The organism is Mycobacterium sp. NGS69, assembly GCF_059812165.1.
This window is the reverse complement of sequence record NZ_JCALCD010000003.1, coordinates 48,654-66,408: the sequence shown is the minus strand read 5'-3', so window position 1 is coordinate 66,408 and position 17,755 is coordinate 48,654. Positions and strand designations below refer to the sequence as shown.

Genomic DNA, 17,755 nt, shown 5'->3' with positions numbered 1-17,755 from the left:
TGCCATTAAGCTGGCTGCCGTGGAAACCCCCCCGTCCCGGCCCGTGCTGGTGGTCGACTTCGGCGCGCAGTACGCGCAGCTGATCGCCCGCCGGGTCCGCGAGGCGCGGGTGTTTTCCGAGGTCATCCCGCACACCGCCACGGTCGAGGAGATCAAGGCCCGTGACCCGGTGGCGATCGTGCTGTCCGGGGGACCGGCCAGCGTCTACGCCGACGGCGCCCCGCAGCTCGATCCGGCGCTGTTCGACCTCGGGCTGCCGGTGTTCGGCATCTGCTACGGGTTTCAGGCCATGGCGCAGGCCCTGGGCGGCACGGTCGCCCACACCGGCACCAGCGAGTACGGCCGAACCGAGCTGAAAGTCCTTGGCGGCGAACTGCATTCGGGCCTGCCCGACGTCCAGCCGGTCTGGATGAGCCACGGCGACGCGGTCACCGCCGCGCCGGACGGGTTCGACGTGGTCGCTTCCAGCGCGGGCGCGGCGGTGGCCGCCTTCGAGAACCGGGGCCGGCGCCTCGCCGGGGTGCAGTACCACCCGGAGGTGATGCACACCCCGCACGGGCAGCAGGTGCTCAGCCGGTTCCTGCACGACTTCGCCGGGCTCGGCGCGGAGTGGACGCCGGCCAACATCGCCGACGCGCTTGTCGAGCAGGTGCGCGCCCAGATCGGTGACGGCCACGCCATCTGCGGGCTGTCCGGCGGGGTGGATTCGGCGGTGGCCGCGGCGCTGGTGCAGCGCGCCATCGGCGACCGGCTGACCTGTGTGTTCGTCGACCACGGGTTGTTGCGCGCCGGCGAGCGCGATCAGGTGCAGCGCGACTTCGTCGCCGCCACCGGCGCCAACCTGGTCACCGTCGACGCCGCGGACACCTTCCTGCAGGCGCTGTCGGGCGTGACCAACCCCGAAGGCAAGCGCAAGATCATCGGCCGCCAGTTCATCCGGGCGTTCGAGGGCGCGGTGCGAGAGATTGTGGGAGACAGCGGGTCGGAGGTCGAGTTCCTGGTGCAGGGCACGCTGTATCCCGACGTCGTGGAGTCCGGCGGGGGCAGCGGCACCGCGAACATCAAGAGCCACCACAACGTCGGCGGCCTGCCGGACGACCTGAAGTTCAAGCTCGTCGAGCCGCTGCGGCTGCTGTTCAAGGACGAGGTGCGCGCGGTGGGGCGCGAGCTGGGCCTGCCGGAGGAAATCGTTGCGCGCCAACCGTTTCCGGGACCGGGACTGGGCATCCGGATCGTCGGCGAGGTCACCGCGCAGCGGCTGGACACGCTGCGGCGCGCCGATGAGATCGCGCGCGAGGAGCTCACCGCCGCCGGCCTGGACAAGCAGATCTGGCAGTGCCCGGTGGTGCTGCTGGGCGACGTCCGTTCGGTCGGCGTGCAGGGCGACAACCGGACCTACGGGCACCCGATCGTGCTGCGGCCGGTGTCCAGCGAGGACGCCATGACCGCCGATTGGACCCGGGTGCCCTACGAGGTGCTGGAGCGCATCTCGACCCGGATCACCAACGAGGTGGCCGAGGTCAACCGCGTGGTGCTGGACATCACCAGCAAGCCGCCCGGCACCATCGAGTGGGAGTAATTACTCCACGAATTCGCGCTTGCCGTAGGCGATCGTGGCGGCATCCCAGTTCCCGCCGGCCTCGGCGACGAGCCGGCGGGCGACATCTCGGTCGCCGGTTGCGGCGACCAGGATCAGGGTGTGGTCGGTCGTGGTGACCGATCCACCCCGGATACGGTCGCGGGCGACCGGGTCGGCCACCAGCGCATCCCCGAAGCGGGCGATGTCGACGCCCGGCACGGCGATGATGATCGCGTCCTGGTCCGGCGTGGGCTCGTAGTCGAAGGTGAGCACCGCTTCCTGGTCGAACTGGCGGCGCAGCGCCTCGGCGGCGGCGTGCACCGAGCCGTTGGCGCCGCACAGGTGAAATTCCCGCGAGCGCTCCGGGGTGTTCCGGTGCAGTGCGCTCGACCAGTACACCCCGTCGAGCGGGGTCGATCCCGTCACCGCCGTGCCGCTTGACGCGATCGTCACGGTGGCCTGCGCCTCGAACAGGGGATCGGTGGTGTCGGTGGCGAACAGCTCCGCCTGTCGACAGGGAGCGGCGGCACTTGGCACCGGAAAAGTGCAGCAAAAAAGCACCATCAGCCACACCAGCAACGACCGCATAAGGCAGCCTCTCACGTTTCTTGACGCTTGTCGGAGGGTGGGTGTTTACTCCCAATGTATCGAACATACATTCGAACAGGAGGCAGTCATGACCGCGGCTTTGGCCTCCGAAAATCGCGCTGAGCAGCTGGAATCGCTGCGCCGGCGAATGGCTGAGATGTCGGGGCGAGCCCCCGCCGAAGACCTGCTGCCGGATTCGGAATCCGTGGTGGCGCTCCCGCGGTGGCTTGCCGAGTCGCTGCCGGTGCCGTTGCCGCGGGGAACGGTGGCGGTGTTGTCGGGAGCCCGGTCGCTGCTGCTGAGCGTGGTGGCCGCGGTGACGGCGGCCGGGGGCAACGTCGCCCTCGTCGGCCAGCCGGACATCGGGCTGCTGGCCGCCGCGGAGATGGGGGCGGACCTGAGCCGGCTCGCCGTGATACCGGATCCCGGAACCGACCCGGTGGAGGTGGCCGCGGTGCTCGTCGACGGCATGGACCTGGTGGTGCTCGGCCTGGGCGGCCGTCAGGTGCCGCAGACCCGGGCGCGGGCGGTGGTGGCGCGGGCCCGCAACAAGGGGTGCACCCTGCTGGTCACCGACGGCGACTGGCAAGGGGCGCCGACGCGGTTGGAGGCGCGGGTGTGCGGCTATGAGATCACGGCGAACGCTCGCCCGGGATTCGGGCGCATCAGCAGGGTGCGACTGCAGATCAGCGGGGTGTGCGCGGGCAGACGGGTGAGCGGCCGGGCGCGGGCGGGGTGACTCCGTGGCATCCCGGGCCCTGGCGATCTGGTGCATGGACTGGCCCGCGGTCGCAGCGGCGGCCGCGGCGGACCTGCCCGCGACGGCCCCGATCGCGGTCACGCTGGCCAACCGGGTGATCGCCTGCTCGTCGGCCGCCCGCGCGGCGGGGGTGCGGCGTGGGCTGCGGCGACGGGAGGCGGCGGCGCGGTGTCCGCAGCTGCACGTCGCGCCGGCCGACGCCGACCGCGACGCCCGATTCTTCGAACCGGTGATCGCCGCGGTGGACGACCTGGTGCCCCGCGCCGAGGTGCTGCGGCCCGGGCTCCTGGTGCTGCCGGTGCGCGGGGCGGCCCGCTACTTCGGGTCCGAGGAGCAGGCCGCCGAGCGGCTGATCGACGCGGTGGCCGCCGCCGGCGCCGAGTGCCAGGTGGGCATCGCCGACCAGTTGTCCACCGCGGTGTTCGCCGCGCGAGCGGGCCGTATCGTCGAGGCGGGGGGCGACGCGAGGTTCCTCTCGGTGCTGTCGATCCGGCAGCTCGCGACCGAGCCGAGCCTGTCCGGTCCGGGGCGAGAAGAGCTGACGGATCTGTTGTGGCGGATGGGGATTCGCACCATCGGGCAGTTCGCCGCGCTGTCCCGGACCGACGTGGCCTCCCGGTTCGGCGCCGACGGGGTGGCCGCGCACCGGTTCGCCCGCGGCGAACCCGAGCGCGCGCCGTCCGGGCGCGAGCCGCCGCCGGAGCTCGAGGCCGTGCTGGATTGTGACCCGCCGATCGATCGGGTCGATGCCGCGGCCTTCGCCGGCCGCTTCCTGGCCGGCACGCTGCACCAGGCGCTGATGGGCGCGGGGGTGGGCTGCACCCGGCTGGCCATCCACGCCGTCACCGCCAACGGCGAAGAGTTGCAACGGGTATGGCGGTGCGCCGAGCCGTTGACCGAGGACGCCACCGCCGACCGGGTGCGCTGGCAGCTGGACGGATGGCTGAGCAGCCGGACCGCGCGCGACCCCCGTCCCACCGCGCCGGTGACGCTGTTGCGGCTGCGGGCGGTGGAGGTGGTGTCCGCCGAGGCGCTGCAGTTGCCGCTGTGGGGTGGGCTCGGCGAGGAGGACAGGCTGCGGGCCCGTCGGGCGCTGGTGCGGGTGCAGGGCCTGCTCGGCCCGGAGGCGGTGCGAGTGCCGGTGCTGTCCGGCGGCCGGGGACCTGCCGAGCGCATCACGCTGACGCCGCTGGGCGACGAGCCGGTACCGCACGCCGACCCGGGCCCGCCGTGGCCCGGTCAACTGCCCGAGCCGTCGCCGGCCGTGCTGCTGGACGACCCGGTGGATCTGCTTGACGCCCAAGGCAACCCGATACGCGTCACCGCCCGGGGGATGTTCTCGGCCGACCCCGCCCATCTGACCGTGCGCGGCCGGGACCATGGGCTGCGCTGGTGGGCCGGGCCGTGGCCGGTCGACGAGCGGTGGTGGGATCCCGAGGCTAAGAGCCGCGCCGCCCGCGCCCAGGTCCTGCTGGAGGACGAGCGGGCGTTTCTGCTGTGCTACCGCCAGCGGCGCTGGTACCTGGAGGGGGCCTACGAGTAGCGCTGCGACTCAACGTGTTCAATCCTTCGGTACCGTGGTGGTCGAAGTTATTCGGGTGTTCGGGCGGAGGAGTACGGATGGCGACTGAAATCGTCCGGCAGGTCGACGTCGTCGTCGCACGAGGAACGGGCGCCGTCCTCGAAGCCGCGCAGGCGACGGCGCTGCACCTGGGCCGGATGGTCGGCGCGGTGTCGGAGGCCGCGTCGAGGGCCGTATCCAAAGTCGGCAGCGAGGCCGGTGACCTGGTCTGGTCTTACCGGCATGTCGCCGGCAACCGCCAGCCGGACTCGGGCCATCCCGACAACCTGATCGACATCCGCACGATCAGGCGAGCCCGCGCGCGAACGGCCCCACCCGCTCGATGAACTCCTCGAAGAACACCGCGGCGTCCACGTCAATGCCGATCAGCGCGTTGGCCTTTCGGTCGCCCGACCAATCGGGAGCCGTCACGCCCCGGGTCGGGGTGTCCGCCAGCTCGACGTCCACCGTCGCCGCCCGGGTCGTGATCAGCTGCGGGTCCAGCGCCGCCGCGGCGGCCAGCGGGTCGTGCATGTACGCGACGTAGCCGTGACCGCGGGCCTCATGGGACTCGAAGTAGAACCGCATCGCGTCCTCGATGGCCGGGACCAATGGCGACTCGCCGGACGCGTCCGCGAGCCGGGCGAGGATCTCCGGTGTCATCGCGACGCGGCGGGTGAGGTCCAGGCCGCAGACGATCGGAAGTCGTTGCTGCCCAGCCCAGCCCGTGAAGACCTCGCTGGCCGCCTCGGGATCCACCCGGATGTTCCACTCGGCCATCGGGTTGGCGTCGCTGCCTGCGCCGCCGAACGAGCCGCCCATGATCACCAGCCGTCGCAGCAGCGCCGGCAGCGCGGGTTCGGCGCGCAGTGCGAGCGCCAAGTTGGTCAGCGGGCCGGTGACCAGCCCGACCAGCTCCCCGGGATGGGCGTGCGCCGCGGCCACCCACGCCTCGGTGGCGTCGTGGTCGGTGAGCGTCCGGTCGGTGCGGGGGAGCTTCGCATAGCCCAAACCCTTGGGGCCGTGGAACTTCGAGTGATGCGGCCAGTGGCCGCACAGCGGGTCGTCGGCGCCCTTGGAGACGGGTAGGGCCGGGGCCCGGCACAATTCGAGCAAGCCCAGGTTGTTTTCGCAGACCTGCTCGACGTGGATGTTGCCGCCCGTCGAGGCGATGCCCACCACCTCGGCGTCGGCGCTGGCCAGCAGGTAGATCAGCGCCATCGCGTCGTCGATTCCGGTGTCGACGTCGACGAAGATGGCGTTCACCGCCGCGAGTTTACGGCCAGGCGGACGCGAACGTGATCACCAGGACGTCGCGCTGCGCCGGCCCGGAGCCGTCGATCGGCCGGATCGGCGAGACCGCGTGCAGGGTGCGGCGGTCGTCGCCCAGCATCAGCGTCCCGGGTTCGGCCAGCGTCGTCGCCAGCAACTGCCGACCCTGCAGGTCGCACACCGTGCTCTCGCCGCCGATGGCGTTGCGCCGCCCGATCAGGAGCGAGCTGACCAGCGTGACGCCGTCGCGGTGCAGGCCCTCTGGTGTGGGGCTGCCGTCGTCGCCCCCGTTGCATCGGATGCGGAACGGGTGCACCTTGACGTTCCAGTCGACCACGTCGTCCAGGGCGCCGGCCACCCGCGCCAGCAGCTTGATCACCTTGTGCAGCAACGGATCCGCGGCGAACGCAGCGGTCAGCGGCTCAAACTCGCGGTCCTTGCCGATGTAGAGCGGGTTGGAGTCCTGCGGCTGCACGAACGCGAGCTTGGGCATCGGGCGCAGCGCCCCGTCGCGCAGCGAGTATTGGCCGTAACGGCGCAGCCGCCGCACGCCCAGCTCCGCCGCGTACGGGTCGGGCGCCAGCTGCCGCCAGTGCCGGGCGAACCGGGTCCATTCCTCGCGGCCCACCTCGAGGCTTCGCGTCACGTCGAACGAGGGCAGCACGGCGACGCCGGTCGTCGCGACCTGCCGGGCCGCGGCGGCCACCGCGTCGGCGTCTGTCCACTTTTCGCACAGGACCATCGCGCCGGGATACCGCAATTCGGTCGGGCTAAACCCTCGGGGTGTTTACCAGTGCACGCCCGGTACCAACCGCACCAGGCGCTTGACCGGTCGCGGCGTGCGAATCCCACCGGTGACGCCGCGCGCCGGGCGCCTGGGCCGGCGGTTCGGCGTCGGCGCCTCCGCGGGCAGCCCGCGCGCCGCGGCGGAATCGGGGTAGCCCAGGTACAGCTGATGCAGGATGCGCCGCGAAGTCCTCGGCGCGAAGTAGTTGCCGGCCTCGGCCAGCGTCCCCAGCGGGGTGTCGATGCGGGCCGGTTTGTCGACCAGGCCGCGCACCACCATCGCCGCCGCGCGCTCGGGGCTGATCGCGGGCACCGGGTTGAGCCGGTGCGACGGCGCGATCATGGGCGTGCGGACCAGCGGCATGTGGATGTTGGTGAACGTGATGTGGTCGGACAGCGTCTCCGACCCGACGACGTCGGCGAACGCGTCCAGCGCCGCCTTGCTCGGCAGGTACGAGCTGTATTTGGGGTTGCGGGCCTGCACGCCGGCGCTGGATACGTTGACGACGTGGCCGAACCGGCGCTCGCGCCAGTGCGGCAGCAGCGCCAGCACCATCCGCACCGCGCCGAAGTAGTTGACCGCCATCACCCGCTCGTAGTCGTGCAGCCGGTCGGTGGAGTTGACCACCGAGCGGCGGATCGACCGGCCGGCATTGTTGACCAGGTAGTCGACGTGGTCGAAGCGGCCCAGGATGTCCTTGACGGTGTGCTCGACGGAAGCGGAGTCGGTGACGTCGCAGGCGAACGCGTGCGCCTGCCCGCCGCCCGCGCGGATCTCCGCGACCAGCGCATCGAGCGCGTCGGCGTTGCGGGCCAGCGCGAAAACCGTTGCGCCCCTTTCCGCGACGGCGAGGGCCGAGGCGCGCCCGATGCCGCTGGACGCACCGGTGATGATGACGTGCCGGCCCCGCAAGGAGCCCTTCGGGTCGTCGCGTCGCGCGCGGTCGGGGTCGAGGTGCTCGGCCCAGTACCACCACAGCTCGGGCGCGTAGCTGGCGAAGTCCGGGACTTCGATACCGGTGCCCCGCAACGCTTTCCGCGTCTCGTCGCTGACGAACTTGGGCAACAGGTCGACGACGTCGAAAATCTCGGCGGGAATCCCCAGCTGGGTGGCCGCCATGTTGCGCAGCACCCGGGCGCGTCCGCGCACCTTGAGCACCGGCGCGGCCACCGAGCCGGGCAGCGACCCGCGCATCGGCGGCAGCCCGGCCGCCTTGGCAACGCCGCGGTAAATGCCGCGCAGCCCAATGGTTTTCGGCGATGCCAGGTGGAAGGTCCGGCCATCCAAGCCCTCGGTGTGCATGAGCGCCACCAGCGCGTCGACGACGTAGTCGACCGGGACGATGTTGGTGCGCCCGGTGTCGGGCAGCAGGATCGGGGTGAAGTTGGGCAGCACCGCCAGCTTGGCGAGCACGCCGAAGAAGTAGTACGGCCCGTCGATCTTGTCCATCTCGCCGGTGACCGAGTCGCCCACCACCACCGCGGGGCGGTAGACGCGGTAGCGCAGCCCGGGCGCCGACCGGACCAGCGCCTCGGCCTCGAACTTCGTCCGGTGATAGGGGCTCGGCAGCTGCTGGCCGACGTCGAAGTCGTCCTCGGTGTACTCGCCCCGAAAGTCGCCCGCCACGGCGATCGACGACACATGGTGCAGCGTCGCGTCCAGCCGCCGGGCCAGCTCGATGACCGCGCGCGTGCCCTCGACGTTGGCCGCGCGCTGCTCGGCCTCGCCGGCGGTGATGTCGTAGATCGCCGCGCAGTGCACCAGGTGGTCGACGTGGCCCAGCTCGGCGAGGGTCTCGTCGGTCAGGTCGAGCTCGGGCAGCTCGCCGACCAGCGGCTTGGTCCGTTCGCCCCAGTCGGCGGCGAGGCGTTCGAACCGGCCCAGCGACTGGCGACGAACCAGCACCCACACCTCGGCATCGGGCTCGGTGGCTAGCAGACGAGATACGACGCGGCGACCGATAAACCCGGTACCGCCGGTAACGACATACCGCATTGGGCCATGGTAGCGGTCAGCCGTTGAAGTTGCGGATGCCGTCCCAGTCCTCGAGCGTCCAGCCGGTCGCCGGGTTGCCGCTGATCACCACGCGGCCGGTGTTGGGCAGCGGGTGGCTGGTGCGCAGGCTGTCCTTGGCGTTCTTCACGTTCATCAGCACCCAGTACTCGATGGAGTAGAGGTGCGCGAACACCACCGGTTTGCTGTGGCCGCTGTCATAGACCTTCTGAATTGCGGCGGTGAACCGGTCGTTGAACTCCTTGCCGGAGATCGACCCGGGGATGCTGTTCTGGGTGTCGCCGGCAAGCCAGTCCGCCGGCGCCAGCAGGTATGTGGTGGGATCCATCGAGATCGGCTTGCCCTCGAACCAGCCGGCGTTGATCTCCTGGATGCCCTGCAGCACCTCGACCTGCTTGCCGAGTTCGGCGGCCAACGGCGCGGCGGTTTGCTGGGCCCTCGCCATGGTCGAGGCGTAGACGGCGTCGTAGTGCTCGCGGCCAAGCTGGTGCGCGACCTGCTCGGCCTGGGACTTGCCCTCGGGGCTCAGGCCGGGACCCGGCACGCTGGTGTCGATGATTCCGCTGGCGTTGGCCTCCGACTGGGCATGCCGGATGAACGTGATCGTGATGCTGCGCACCTGTGGTGATCCGCCGCAGGCGCCGACGATCATCACCGCGGCGAGCACGGTCAAGGCTTTCCGGAACATGCTCCCCTTGCGCATGTCGATAGCCTGCCCTGCCGACGGCGCCCGGGGGAAGGGTTTGCGATGGTTAGGTGCAGAAAATCCTCGAAAGGAGACTCGCATGGCCATTGACCCGAGTGCCGTCGGCGCGGTGAGCGATCCGACGTTGTTCGAATGGACCGATAAGGACACGATGCTGTATGCGCTCGGTGTCGGGTGCGGCATCGACGATCTGGCCTTCACGACCGAGAACAGCCACGACATCGCCCAGCAGGTGCTGCCCACGTACGCGGTGATCTGCTCTCCGGCCTTCGGGGCGGCCGGCAAGATCGGAACGTTCAACTGGGCCATGCTCCTGCACGGGTCGCAGGGTGTCCGGTTGCACGCGCCGCTGCCGCCCGCGGGGAAGCTCTCGGTGGTCTCCGAGGTCACCGACATTCAGGACAAGGGCGAGGGCAAGAACGCGGTCGTGATGTTGCGCGGTCGCGGCACCGACCCGGACTCGGGAAAGCTGATCGCCGAAACGTCGACGACGTTCGTCGTCCGCGGCGCAGGCGGGTTCGGGGGAGTGCCGGGTCAGCGGCCGGTGGCGCCGGAGATCCCGGACCGCGAGCCGGACGCCCGGATTCCGCTGCCCACCCGCGAGGATCAGGCGCTGATCTATCGGCTCTCCGGTGACCGCAACCCGCTGCACAGCGACCCGTGGTTCGCTCGGGAGCTGGCCGGGTTCCCCAAGCCGATCCTGCACGGGCTGTGCAGCTACGGGGTCGCGGGCCGGGCGCTGGTCGCCGAGCTGGGCAAGGGCGTGGCCGCCAACGTCACCTCGATCGACGCGCGGTTCAGCTCGCCGGTGTTTCCCGGAGAGACGCTGACCACGCTGATCTGGCGCACCGAGCCCGGGAAGGCCGTGTTCCGCACGGAAGCTTCCGGCGCCCAAGGCGCCTCGGACGGCTCCGACGCGCGCGTGGTGCTCGACGACGGCGCCGCGGAGTACGCGCAGGGCTAGCTGACGGGCTACGTTCCGCCCAGTCGCCGCGCCAGTTCGTCGGTGAACTCGGCGGCCTGCGCGGGAGTGTCCAGCGCGAATCGTGCGGCGGTGGCGCGGTCACCATCCTCGTCGTGGCGCACCAGGATTGGGATTCCGTCGTCGCTGATGGCGTCGAACGCGTCCTCGTCGGTGATGTCGTCGCCCAGGTAGACCGGCACCAGGGGCCCGGACTCGGCCTGGCGCAAGTGCTCCAACACCCAGCGAAGCGTCTTGCCCTTGTCCCAGTCCATGTCGGGGCGCAGCTCGATCACCTCGCGGCCGGTTGTCACCCGAAGCGCGTCGCGCCGACCCGCTTCGCGCACCGCCGCGGCCACCTCGCCGACGTGGTCGCGGGCGGCGTTGCGGTAGTGCACGGCGACGCCAAACCGCTTGTGCTCCACCACAACACCGGGAATCGATCCGAGTTTGTCGCGTAGTTCGGCGGCCGCCTCCTCGAGCACCGGCACGGCCGCGGCCGCGTCCTCGTTTTGGTGGTGCGTCCCGTCGGGCGCGGTCAGCTCGAAACCGTGGCTGCCGGCGTACCAGATCCCGGGGACGCCCAGGCGCTGCGTCACATCCGCGAGGTCGCGTCCGGACAGCACCGCGACCGGGCACTGCGCGGCCAGCTTTTGCAGCGCCTCGACCGCGCCGGTGACGGGCCTGGCCGCGTCCGGGTCGTTGACGATCTCGGACAGCGTGCCGTCGAAGTCGTAGAACACGGCCGGCCTCCGGGCGGCCAGGGTGTCGAGGGCCCCCCGGGCGTCCGGCAGCTCGGACATCCGGTGGTCCCCGGTCCGCACGGTGATCTGGCCGAGGTCGGCGACGACCGCGTCGCCATCACCCGCGGGGCCGACACCGATGACCAACGCGAATCCGCGCTCGCGCGCGGCCCGGACGACCGCCGGGTCGGTGGCGACGACGACGCTCCGGCCCGGCCGCACCGCCTCACTCGGGGGCTGACTGCCCGGCGGGAAGACGCCGGTGCCGACGCCGGCGTCCCGCAATCGCCCCACCAGTGCCTCCGTGGCGCCCAGCGCGGCGTCGAACAGCACGGCGTCGTGGCGGCGGGGGTCGATGGTGGCCGGCTCCAATGTGGGCACCGCCCCACCCTCTCACGCTGACCGGGGTCGCGGGGCCCGGGTCAGCGGAGCGAGGACGGGTGCGCCCGCTGCGACGGGCTGGGAAACGCGCGGGCCGTGCGCCTGCGCCGACGGTCCTTGCTGAACAGCAACACGGAGTCCTGGCTCAGCGCCACCAGCCGCGCCACACCCAGTTCGATGCCGGCGGCCAGCTGCCTGACGTCGGCGGCGGCGTCGTATTCGCCGGTGATGCCGAACACCACTTCGTCGCCGTAGCTGAGCACACCGACCCCGGTGCTCAGCCGCACGGCGGTCGGGGGAATCGGCAGGAAGCGCTCGAGGGTCCGGCCCATCAGCCGCAGCTGGTGGCGAGGTCCGGGCGCGTTGGTCGCCAGCGTCACGATCGCGCGTTGCGGAAGGCGCGCCAGCAGCTGTATCACGTTGCTGCGCAACATCGTCGGCAGTAAGTTGATCGCCGACTCCACGAGGTCGCCGAGGCCGGGCTCGTCGGTTTGCTTGGTCTTGCATTGGTGCTGCACCGCCCGCAGCAGCTGGACGGGGTCCTCATGCTCGACGGGCAGGTACGGCAGCATGGCCGAGCGCATCGGCATCGGCATCAGGGTGCGCAGCGAGTCGGCCCGCGGTTGCTCGCCGCGGCCCAGCAGGACGGTGCGGAAGCCCTCGGTGATGGCCGCCAGCGCAACGTCGTTGACGGTCACCCCGAATTTGCGGCACACGCGGTCGACGTCGGCGCGCGGCACCCGCACGGTGCCGTACTTACGCATCGTGGTCACGGGGCCGACCGAGGGCCCGGCCGCCGGCCACACCGCCCCGACGATCGTGTCCGCCAGCCCCGAGGCCCGCCCCAGGGCGTCGGCCCAGCCGCGCTTCGGGTTCAGCGCCGGCGAAACCCCTTTCGCACCGGCGTGGGTGGCGAAGGTGTCCCCGTCGGCGTCGTCGCAAAGCCGGGTGAGCAGGTGGGCGGCGGAGTGGCCATCGGCCAGCCAGTGGTGGACCTTCATCAAGATCGCCCACCGATTTCCCCTCAGGCCCTCGATGACCCAGCACTCCCACAGCGGGCGGTCCAAGTCGAGGGGACGCTCCAGGGCCTGGGCGATGGCCCGGGACAGTTCTGCGTCATCGCCCGGGCGCCGAACCACCACGCGGCGCACGTGATGGGCGAAATCGAGTCCCGGGCAGTCGATCCACTCGAAGGTCTGGGTTCGCAGCAACTGCGTGCATCGCGGTATCGACGGAAGCCGTTGCGCCAGAACCTCTTTTAGCGATTCGTCGTCAGGGGCGGTCCCGTCGACGATGGCGACCGCCCCGATCGCCAGGCTGGCATGCTGATCGGGGAACGCCGTGTCCAGTGTCTTCACCTGCGCCATGCTCAGTCCCCGCCCTCGATTTTTTGCACCCGTACCAGTATCTGCGCCGCAGGTTATGCCCGGTAGGCCCCGCAGCGTTAAGACCTTGTTTAGGAGTTGAAGATCCGTTTAACAACCGTTGTCACGAGCACGGGTTAAATCGAACATACATTCGAGTAGACTCTCTGAACGTGGGCTGGTATGGGTTGGTTTAACGGGCCGCCGAGCTGGGCGGAAATGGAGCGGGTGCTCGACGGCAAGCCGCGCCACGCCGGCGCGCCGGCGGACCCGCCGGAGGACGCCCCGCTGTCGCGCAAGCGGGGGACGTACCGGCCGCCCGACGACACCCGGCCGGCCCGCTCGTCCGTTGCCTATGCCGAGCTGCACGCGCATTCGGCGTTCAGCTTCCTCGACGGAGCCGGCACCCCCGAGGAGATGGTGGAGGAGGCCGCCCGGCTGGGCCTGCGCGCCCTGGCGCTGACCGACCACGACGGCCTGTACGGGGCGGTGCGGTTCGCCGAGGCGGCCGCCGAACTCGACCTGAACACCGTCTTCGGCGCCGAACTCTCGCTGGGGCCGGGCGCGCGCACCGAGACGCCCGACCCGCCCGGCCCGCACCTGCTGGTGCTGGCCCGCGGCCCGGAGGGGTACCGACGGCTGTCGCGTCAACTGGCCGCGGCGCACCTGGCCGGCGGGGAGAAGGGCAAACCGCGCTACGACATCGACGCGCTGACCGAGGCCGCCGGGGGGCACTGGCACATCCTGACCGGATGCCGCAAAGGCCATGTGCGCCAGGCGCTTTCCGACGGCGGTCCGGACGCGGCGGGGCGGGCGCTCGCCGACCTGGTGGACCGGTTCGGCGCGCACCGGGTCAGCGTCGAGCTGACCCGGCACGGCCACCCGCTCGACGACGAACGCAACGCGGCGCTGGCCGGGATCGCGCCGCGTTTCGGCGTCGGGGTCGTCGCCACCACCGGGGCGCACTTCGCCCACCCGTCACGCGGCCGGCTGGCCATGGCGATGGGCGCCATCCGGGCCCGGGAGTCCCTGGATTCGGCCGCCGGGTGGCTGGCCCCGCTGGGCGGCTCGCACCTGCGCTCCGGGGAGGAGATGGCCCGGCTGTTCGGCCAGCGGCCGGAAGCGGTGACGGCCGCCGCCGAACTCGGCGAGCAGTGCGCGTTCGGGCTGGCGCTCATCGCGCCCCGGCTGCCGCCGTTCGAGGTGCCCGACGGGCACACCGAGGACAGCTGGCTGCGTCAGCTGACCATGGCGGGCGCGCGCGAGCGCTACGGGCTTCCCGAATCGGCGCCGCGCGCCTACGCCCAGATCGAGCACGAGCTGAAAGTCATTGCACACCTGAGCTTTCCGGGCTACTTCCTGGTGGTGCACGACATCGCCCGGTTCTGCCGGGAGAACAACATCCTGTGCCAGGGCAGGGGATCGGCGGCCAATTCCGCGGTCTGCTACGCCTTGGGTGTCACCGCGGTGGACCCGGTGGCCAACGAGCTGCTGTTCGAGCGCTTCCTGTCGCCGGCCCGCGACGGGCCGCCGGACATCGACATGGACATCGAATCGGACCAGCGCGAGAAGGTCATCCAGTACGTCTACGACAAGTACGGCCGCGACTACGCCGCCCAGGTCGCCAACGTCATCACCTACCGGGGTCGGATCGCGGTCCGCGACATGGCCCGCGCCCTCGGGTTTTCGCAGGGGCAGCAGGACGCGTGGAGCAAGCAGATCAGCCACTGGAACGGACTGGCGGACTCGCCGGACATCGAGGACATCCCGGAGCAGGTGATCGACCTGGCCAACCAGATCCGGAACCTGCCGCGGCACATGGGCATCCACTCCGGCGGCATGGTGATCTGCGACCGCCCGATCGCCGACGTGTGCCCGGTGGAGTGGGCGCGCATGGAGAACCGCAGCGTCCTGCAATGGGACAAAGACGACTGCGCGGCAATCGGTTTGGTGAAGTTCGACCTGCTCGGGCTGGGCATGCTCTCGGCGCTGCACTACGCCATCGACCTGGTCGCCGAGCACAAGGGCATCCGGGTCGACCTGGCCCGCCTCGACCTCTCCGAAGAAGCGGTGTACGAGATGCTGTGCCGCGCCGACTCCGTCGGCGTGTTCCAGGTGGAGTCGCGGGCGCAGATGGCCACGTTGCCCAGGCTGCGGCCGCGGGTGTTCTACGACCTGGTGGTGGAGGTCGCGCTGATCCGCCCCGGGCCCATCCAGGGCGGGTCGGTGCACCCCTACATCCGGCGGCGCAACGGCGTCGACCCGGTCGTCTACGACCACCCATCCATGGAATCGGCGCTGCGAAAGACGCTGGGGGTGCCACTCTTTCAGGAACAGCTGATGCAGCTGGCCGTCGACTGCGCCGGCTTTTCCGCTGCCGAGGCCGACCAGCTGCGGCGCGCCATGGGCTCCAAGCGCTCGACCGAGCGGATGCGACGGCTGCGCGGCCGGTTCTACGACGGCATGCGCGAACTGCACGGCGCCCCCGACGACGTGATCGACCGGACCTACGAAAAGCTGGAGGCCTTCGCCAATTTCGGCTTTCCCGAAAGCCACGCGCTGTCCTTCGCGTCGCTGGTGTTCTACTCGTCGTGGTTCAAGCTGCACCACCCGGCGGCGTTCTGCGCGGCGCTGCTGCGCGCGCAGCCGATGGGCTTCTACTCGCCGCAGTCGCTGGTGGCCGACGCGCGCCGGCACGGCGTCACGGTGCACGGCCCCGACGTCAACGCCAGCCTGGCGCACGCCACCCTCGAGAACAACGGGACGGAGGTGCGGCTCGGCCTGGGCGCCGTCCGCCACATCGGCGACGACCTCGCCGAGCGGCTGGTCGACGAACGAAAGGCCCACGGCCCCTTCGCATCCCTGCTCGATCTGACCACCCGGCTGCAGCTGTCCGTGCCGCAGACCGAGGCGCTGGCCACGGCCGGGGCGTTGGGCTGCTTCGGCATGTCCCGGCGCGAGGGGCTGTGGGCGGCCGGGGCCGCGGCCACCCAACGGCCGGACCGATTGCCCGGCGTGGGCTCGTCGTCGCACATCCCCGCGCTGCCGGGAATGAGCGAGCTGGAGCTGGCCGCCGCCGACGTATGGGCCACCGGCATCTCCCCGGACAGCTACCCGACGCAGTTCCTGCGGGAGGACCTCGACGAGATGGGCGTGGTGCCCGCCGACGCGCTGGGATCGGTCCCCGACGGCGACCACGTGCTGATCGCCGGCGCGGTGACCCATCGGCAGCGGCCCGGCACGGCCCAGGGGGTGACGTTTATCAACCTCGAGGACGAGACCGGGATGGTCAACGTGCTCTGCACGCCGGGGGTGTGGGCGCGACACCGCAAGCTGGCCAACACCGCACCCGCGCTGCTGATCCGCGGGCAGGTGCAAAACGCCAGCGGCGCCATCACCGTCGTCGCCGAGCGGCTGGGCCGCATCACCCTGGCGGTGGGCTCGAAGTCGCGCGACTTCCGCTGAGCCGTGCACTGGCGGCGCGGTTTTGGCGGTCGTCATGCCTGTTGCACGGAAAGGCGCCTAGCAAATCCGACGCGTCGTAAGCTATTCGAAAAAGATCGCTTGGAATCGGCTGTATTGATTCAATGTGTCAAGGGAGTCGAGATGAAATTCACGCTCGTTCGGCGCGGCGCGGCGATATTGGGTTGCGCTGCGGCGCTGGTTCTTTCTCCCGCGGTGGCCAGCGCCGATCCGCCCGACCCGCACCAGCCGGACATGACGAAGGGCTTCTGCCCGGGGGGCCGATGGGGGTACGGCAATTTGGCCGTGTGCGACGGCGAGAAGTATCCCGACGGGTCGTTTTGGCACCAGTGGATGAAAACCTGGATTGTCGGCCCGCAATTTTATTACGACTGCGTCGGCGGCGACGAACCCCTGCCGGGGCCGCCGCCGCCCGGTGGCTGCGGCGGGGCGATTCCGCCCGACGGCCCGCCGCCGCCCCCCTAGCCGACCCCGGGCTCAGGCCGTCGGCGTCGTCCACACCTTCGTCGGCGTGATCTTCAGTCGGGTGCTGTAGGCGCCCAGCGAGTCGGTCAGGCCGAAGCTCGCCGCGGCCTCGCGGTACTTAGCCCAGTACGGCGCGTCGTCTCGGCAGTCGACGCCGGTCGCGTCGACCTCCGCGATGCCACCGATGACGATGATTCCGCCGCCGTTGCCGTCGGAGTCCAGGTTCAGGCTCACCTCGGGGTGCGCTTTGATGTGGGCGACCTTGGCCGCCCCCGGCGTGGAATAGGCCGTCAGCTTGGCGCCGTCGAAGTAGAACCAGATCAGCCGCGGCACCGGCTGCCCCGATTTCGCGACGGTGGTCAGCCAGCCGTACTGATCCGATGTCAGCCTGTCGGAAACCTCTTGTGTCAGTTCGACGCTCATGATGCCGAATGTAGTCTCCACACATGACCCTCAACCTGTCCGTCGACGAAGTCCTCACCACCACCCGCTCGGTCCGCAAGCGGCTCGACTTCGACAAGCCCGTCGGCCGCGAGGTGCTGATGGAATGCCTGGACCTGGCCCTGCAGGCGCCCACCGGGTCCAACTCGCAGGGCTGGCAGTGGGTGTTCGTCGAGGACGCCGAGAAGAAGAAGGCGATCGGCGAAATCTACCTGGCCAACGCCCGCGGCTACCTCGCCGCGCCGGGAGCCGAGTACGCCGAGGGCGACACCCGCGGCGAGCGGATGGGCAAGGTCCGCGATTCGGCGACCTATCTCGCCGAGCACATGCACGAGGCGCCGGTCCTGATGATCCCGTGCATCGAGGGCCGCGAGGACAAGACGCCGCTGGGCGGCGTGTCGTTCTGGGCGTCGCTGTTTCCCGCGGTGTGGAGTTTTTGCCTGGCGCTGCGGTCGCGGGGCCTGGGCTCCTGCTGGACCACGCTGCACCTGCTGCGCGACGGCGAAAAGCAGGCCGCCGAGGTGCTCGGCATCCCGTTCGACAAATTCAGCCAGGGCGGGCTGTTTCCGATCGCCTACACCAAGGGCACCGACTTCCGGCCGGCCAAGCGCCTGCCCGCCGAGCAGCTCACGCACTGGAACGCCTGGTAGG

At 70.8% G+C, this 17,755-nt stretch carries 16 protein-coding genes; 8 read left to right on the top strand and 8 right to left on the bottom strand.

Annotated elements, in window-relative coordinates:
* The first annotated feature begins 19 nt into the window (after positions 1 to 19).
* Positions 20 to 1,579 (top strand): glutamine-hydrolyzing GMP synthase, encoded by a 1,560-nt coding sequence (guaA, locus tag AC5Y2S_RS09505; RefSeq protein WP_499955805.1) that lies wholly within the window; start codon positions 20 to 22, stop codon positions 1,577 to 1,579.
* Here guaA and AC5Y2S_RS09500 read toward each other — a convergent pair whose 3' ends face one another.
* Positions 1,580 to 2,116 (bottom strand): hypothetical protein, encoded by a 537-nt coding sequence (locus AC5Y2S_RS09500; RefSeq protein WP_499955803.1) that lies wholly within the window; start codon positions 2,114 to 2,116, stop codon positions 1,580 to 1,582.
* 139 nt (positions 2,117 to 2,255) lie between these two features.
* On the opposite strand from AC5Y2S_RS09500, the gene imuA' reads away from it, so the two are divergent.
* From imuA' to AC5Y2S_RS09485, 3 genes are all read left to right on the top strand, one after another.
* Positions 2,256 to 2,906, top strand: a complete 651-nt coding sequence (gene imuA' / locus AC5Y2S_RS09495) for a DnaE2-dependent mutagenesis accessory factor ImuA' (protein ID WP_499955801.1) — start codon at positions 2,256 to 2,258, stop codon at positions 2,904 to 2,906.
* A 34-nt stretch (positions 2,907 to 2,940) separates the two neighbouring features.
* Complete coding sequence (locus tag AC5Y2S_RS09490) at positions 2,941 to 4,470, top strand: DNA polymerase Y family protein (RefSeq protein ID WP_499956506.1); 1,530 nt, start codon at positions 2,941 to 2,943, stop codon at positions 4,468 to 4,470.
* 77 nt (positions 4,471 to 4,547) lie between these two features.
* Entirely contained in the window at positions 4,548 to 4,835 is a 288-nt protein-coding gene (locus AC5Y2S_RS09485; RefSeq protein ID WP_499955799.1) for a hypothetical protein, read from the top strand.
* Here the strand turns inward: AC5Y2S_RS09485 and AC5Y2S_RS09480 are convergent.
* Genes AC5Y2S_RS09480 through AC5Y2S_RS09465 form a run of 4 tightly spaced genes read right to left on the bottom strand, consistent with a single transcriptional unit; the run spans position 4,795 to position 9,263 of the window.
* Positions 4,795 to 5,754 carry a nucleoside hydrolase gene (locus AC5Y2S_RS09480; protein WP_499955797.1) on the bottom strand — a complete coding sequence of 320 codons (960 nt, stop codon included), beginning with the start codon at positions 5,752 to 5,754 and terminating at the stop codon, positions 4,795 to 4,797. The genes AC5Y2S_RS09485 and AC5Y2S_RS09480 overlap by 41 nt on opposite strands.
* 10 nt (positions 5,755 to 5,764) lie before the next feature.
* The gene (locus AC5Y2S_RS09475; protein ID WP_499955795.1) at positions 5,765 to 6,502 is read right to left on the bottom strand and encodes a 2OG-Fe dioxygenase family protein; all 738 of its coding nucleotides are present in this window, start codon (positions 6,500 to 6,502) and stop codon (positions 5,765 to 5,767) included.
* A gap of 45 nt (positions 6,503 to 6,547) precedes the next feature.
* Positions 6,548 to 8,542 (bottom strand): SDR family oxidoreductase, encoded by a 1,995-nt coding sequence (locus tag AC5Y2S_RS09470; RefSeq protein WP_499955793.1) that lies wholly within the window; start codon positions 8,540 to 8,542, stop codon positions 6,548 to 6,550.
* 16 nt (positions 8,543 to 8,558) lie between these two features.
* Positions 8,559 to 9,263, bottom strand: a complete 705-nt coding sequence (locus tag AC5Y2S_RS09465; protein ID WP_499955791.1) for a histidine phosphatase family protein — start codon at positions 9,261 to 9,263, stop codon at positions 8,559 to 8,561.
* Positions 9,264 to 9,345: 82 nt separating this feature from the next.
* On the opposite strand from AC5Y2S_RS09465, the gene AC5Y2S_RS09460 reads away from it, so the two are divergent.
* Entirely contained in the window at positions 9,346 to 10,230 is an 885-nt protein-coding gene (locus AC5Y2S_RS09460; RefSeq protein WP_499955789.1) for a MaoC family dehydratase, read from the top strand.
* 8 nt (positions 10,231 to 10,238) lie between these two features.
* Here the strand turns inward: AC5Y2S_RS09460 and otsB are convergent, their stop codons facing one another.
* A complete protein-coding gene (gene otsB, locus AC5Y2S_RS09455) occupies positions 10,239 to 11,351 on the bottom strand; it encodes a trehalose-phosphatase (RefSeq protein ID WP_499955787.1) in 1,113 nt (370 codons plus the stop codon).
* Between the two features lie 41 nt (positions 11,352 to 11,392).
* A complete protein-coding gene (locus AC5Y2S_RS09450) occupies positions 11,393 to 12,718 on the bottom strand; it encodes a wax ester/triacylglycerol synthase domain-containing protein (protein WP_499955785.1) in 1,326 nt (441 codons plus the stop codon).
* A 180-nt stretch (positions 12,719 to 12,898) separates the two neighbouring features.
* Here AC5Y2S_RS09450 and AC5Y2S_RS09445 point away from each other — a divergent pair, with 180 nt between their 5' ends.
* On the top strand, positions 12,899 to 16,180 hold the full coding sequence (locus AC5Y2S_RS09445; protein ID WP_499955783.1) for an error-prone DNA polymerase: 3,282 nt from the start codon (positions 12,899 to 12,901) through the stop codon (positions 16,178 to 16,180).
* Positions 16,181 to 16,321: 141 nt separating this feature from the next.
* The gene (locus tag AC5Y2S_RS09440) at positions 16,322 to 16,663 is read left to right on the top strand and encodes a hypothetical protein (protein WP_370494505.1); all 342 of its coding nucleotides are present in this window, start codon (positions 16,322 to 16,324) and stop codon (positions 16,661 to 16,663) included.
* Between the two features lie 12 nt (positions 16,664 to 16,675).
* Here the strand turns inward: AC5Y2S_RS09440 and AC5Y2S_RS09435 are convergent, their stop codons facing one another.
* Positions 16,676 to 17,086, bottom strand: a complete 411-nt coding sequence (locus tag AC5Y2S_RS09435; RefSeq protein ID WP_499955781.1) for a TIGR03667 family PPOX class F420-dependent oxidoreductase — start codon at positions 17,084 to 17,086, stop codon at positions 16,676 to 16,678.
* Positions 17,087 to 17,109: 23 nt separating this feature from the next.
* Between AC5Y2S_RS09435 and AC5Y2S_RS09430 the strand changes: the two genes are divergently transcribed.
* Positions 17,110 to 17,754 (top strand): nitroreductase family protein, encoded by a 645-nt coding sequence (locus AC5Y2S_RS09430; protein ID WP_499955779.1) that lies wholly within the window; start codon positions 17,110 to 17,112, stop codon positions 17,752 to 17,754.
* Position 17,755: the final 1 nt, after the last annotated feature.

Coding starts and splice junctions, on each gene's coding strand:
- imuA' (WP_499955801.1), top strand. CDS start 2,256: ATGACCGCGGCTTTGGCCTCCGAAAATCGCGCTGAGCAGCTGGAATCG.
- AC5Y2S_RS09490 (WP_499956506.1), top strand. CDS start 2,941: ATGGACTGGCCCGCGGTCGCAGCGGCGGCCGCGGCGGACCTGCCCGCG.
- AC5Y2S_RS09485 (WP_499955799.1), top strand. CDS start 4,548: ATGGCGACTGAAATCGTCCGGCAGGTCGACGTCGTCGTCGCACGAGGA.
- AC5Y2S_RS09475 (WP_499955795.1), bottom strand. CDS start 6,502: ATGGTCCTGTGCGAAAAGTGGACAGACGCCGACGCGGTGGCCGCCGCG.
- AC5Y2S_RS09470 (WP_499955793.1), bottom strand. CDS start 8,542: ATGCGGTATGTCGTTACCGGCGGTACCGGGTTTATCGGTCGCCGCGTC.
- AC5Y2S_RS09465 (WP_499955791.1), bottom strand. CDS start 9,263: ATGCGCAAGGGGAGCATGTTCCGGAAAGCCTTGACCGTGCTCGCCGCG.
- AC5Y2S_RS09460 (WP_499955789.1), top strand. CDS start 9,346: ATGGCCATTGACCCGAGTGCCGTCGGCGCGGTGAGCGATCCGACGTTG.
- AC5Y2S_RS09450 (WP_499955785.1), bottom strand. CDS start 12,718: ATGGCGCAGGTGAAGACACTGGACACGGCGTTCCCCGATCAGCATGCC.
- AC5Y2S_RS09445 (WP_499955783.1), top strand. CDS start 12,899: ATGGGTTGGTTTAACGGGCCGCCGAGCTGGGCGGAAATGGAGCGGGTG.
- AC5Y2S_RS09440 (WP_370494505.1), top strand. CDS start 16,322: ATGAAATTCACGCTCGTTCGGCGCGGCGCGGCGATATTGGGTTGCGCT.
- AC5Y2S_RS09435 (WP_499955781.1), bottom strand. CDS start 17,086: ATGAGCGTCGAACTGACACAAGAGGTTTCCGACAGGCTGACATCGGAT.
- AC5Y2S_RS09430 (WP_499955779.1), top strand. CDS start 17,110: ATGACCCTCAACCTGTCCGTCGACGAAGTCCTCACCACCACCCGCTCG.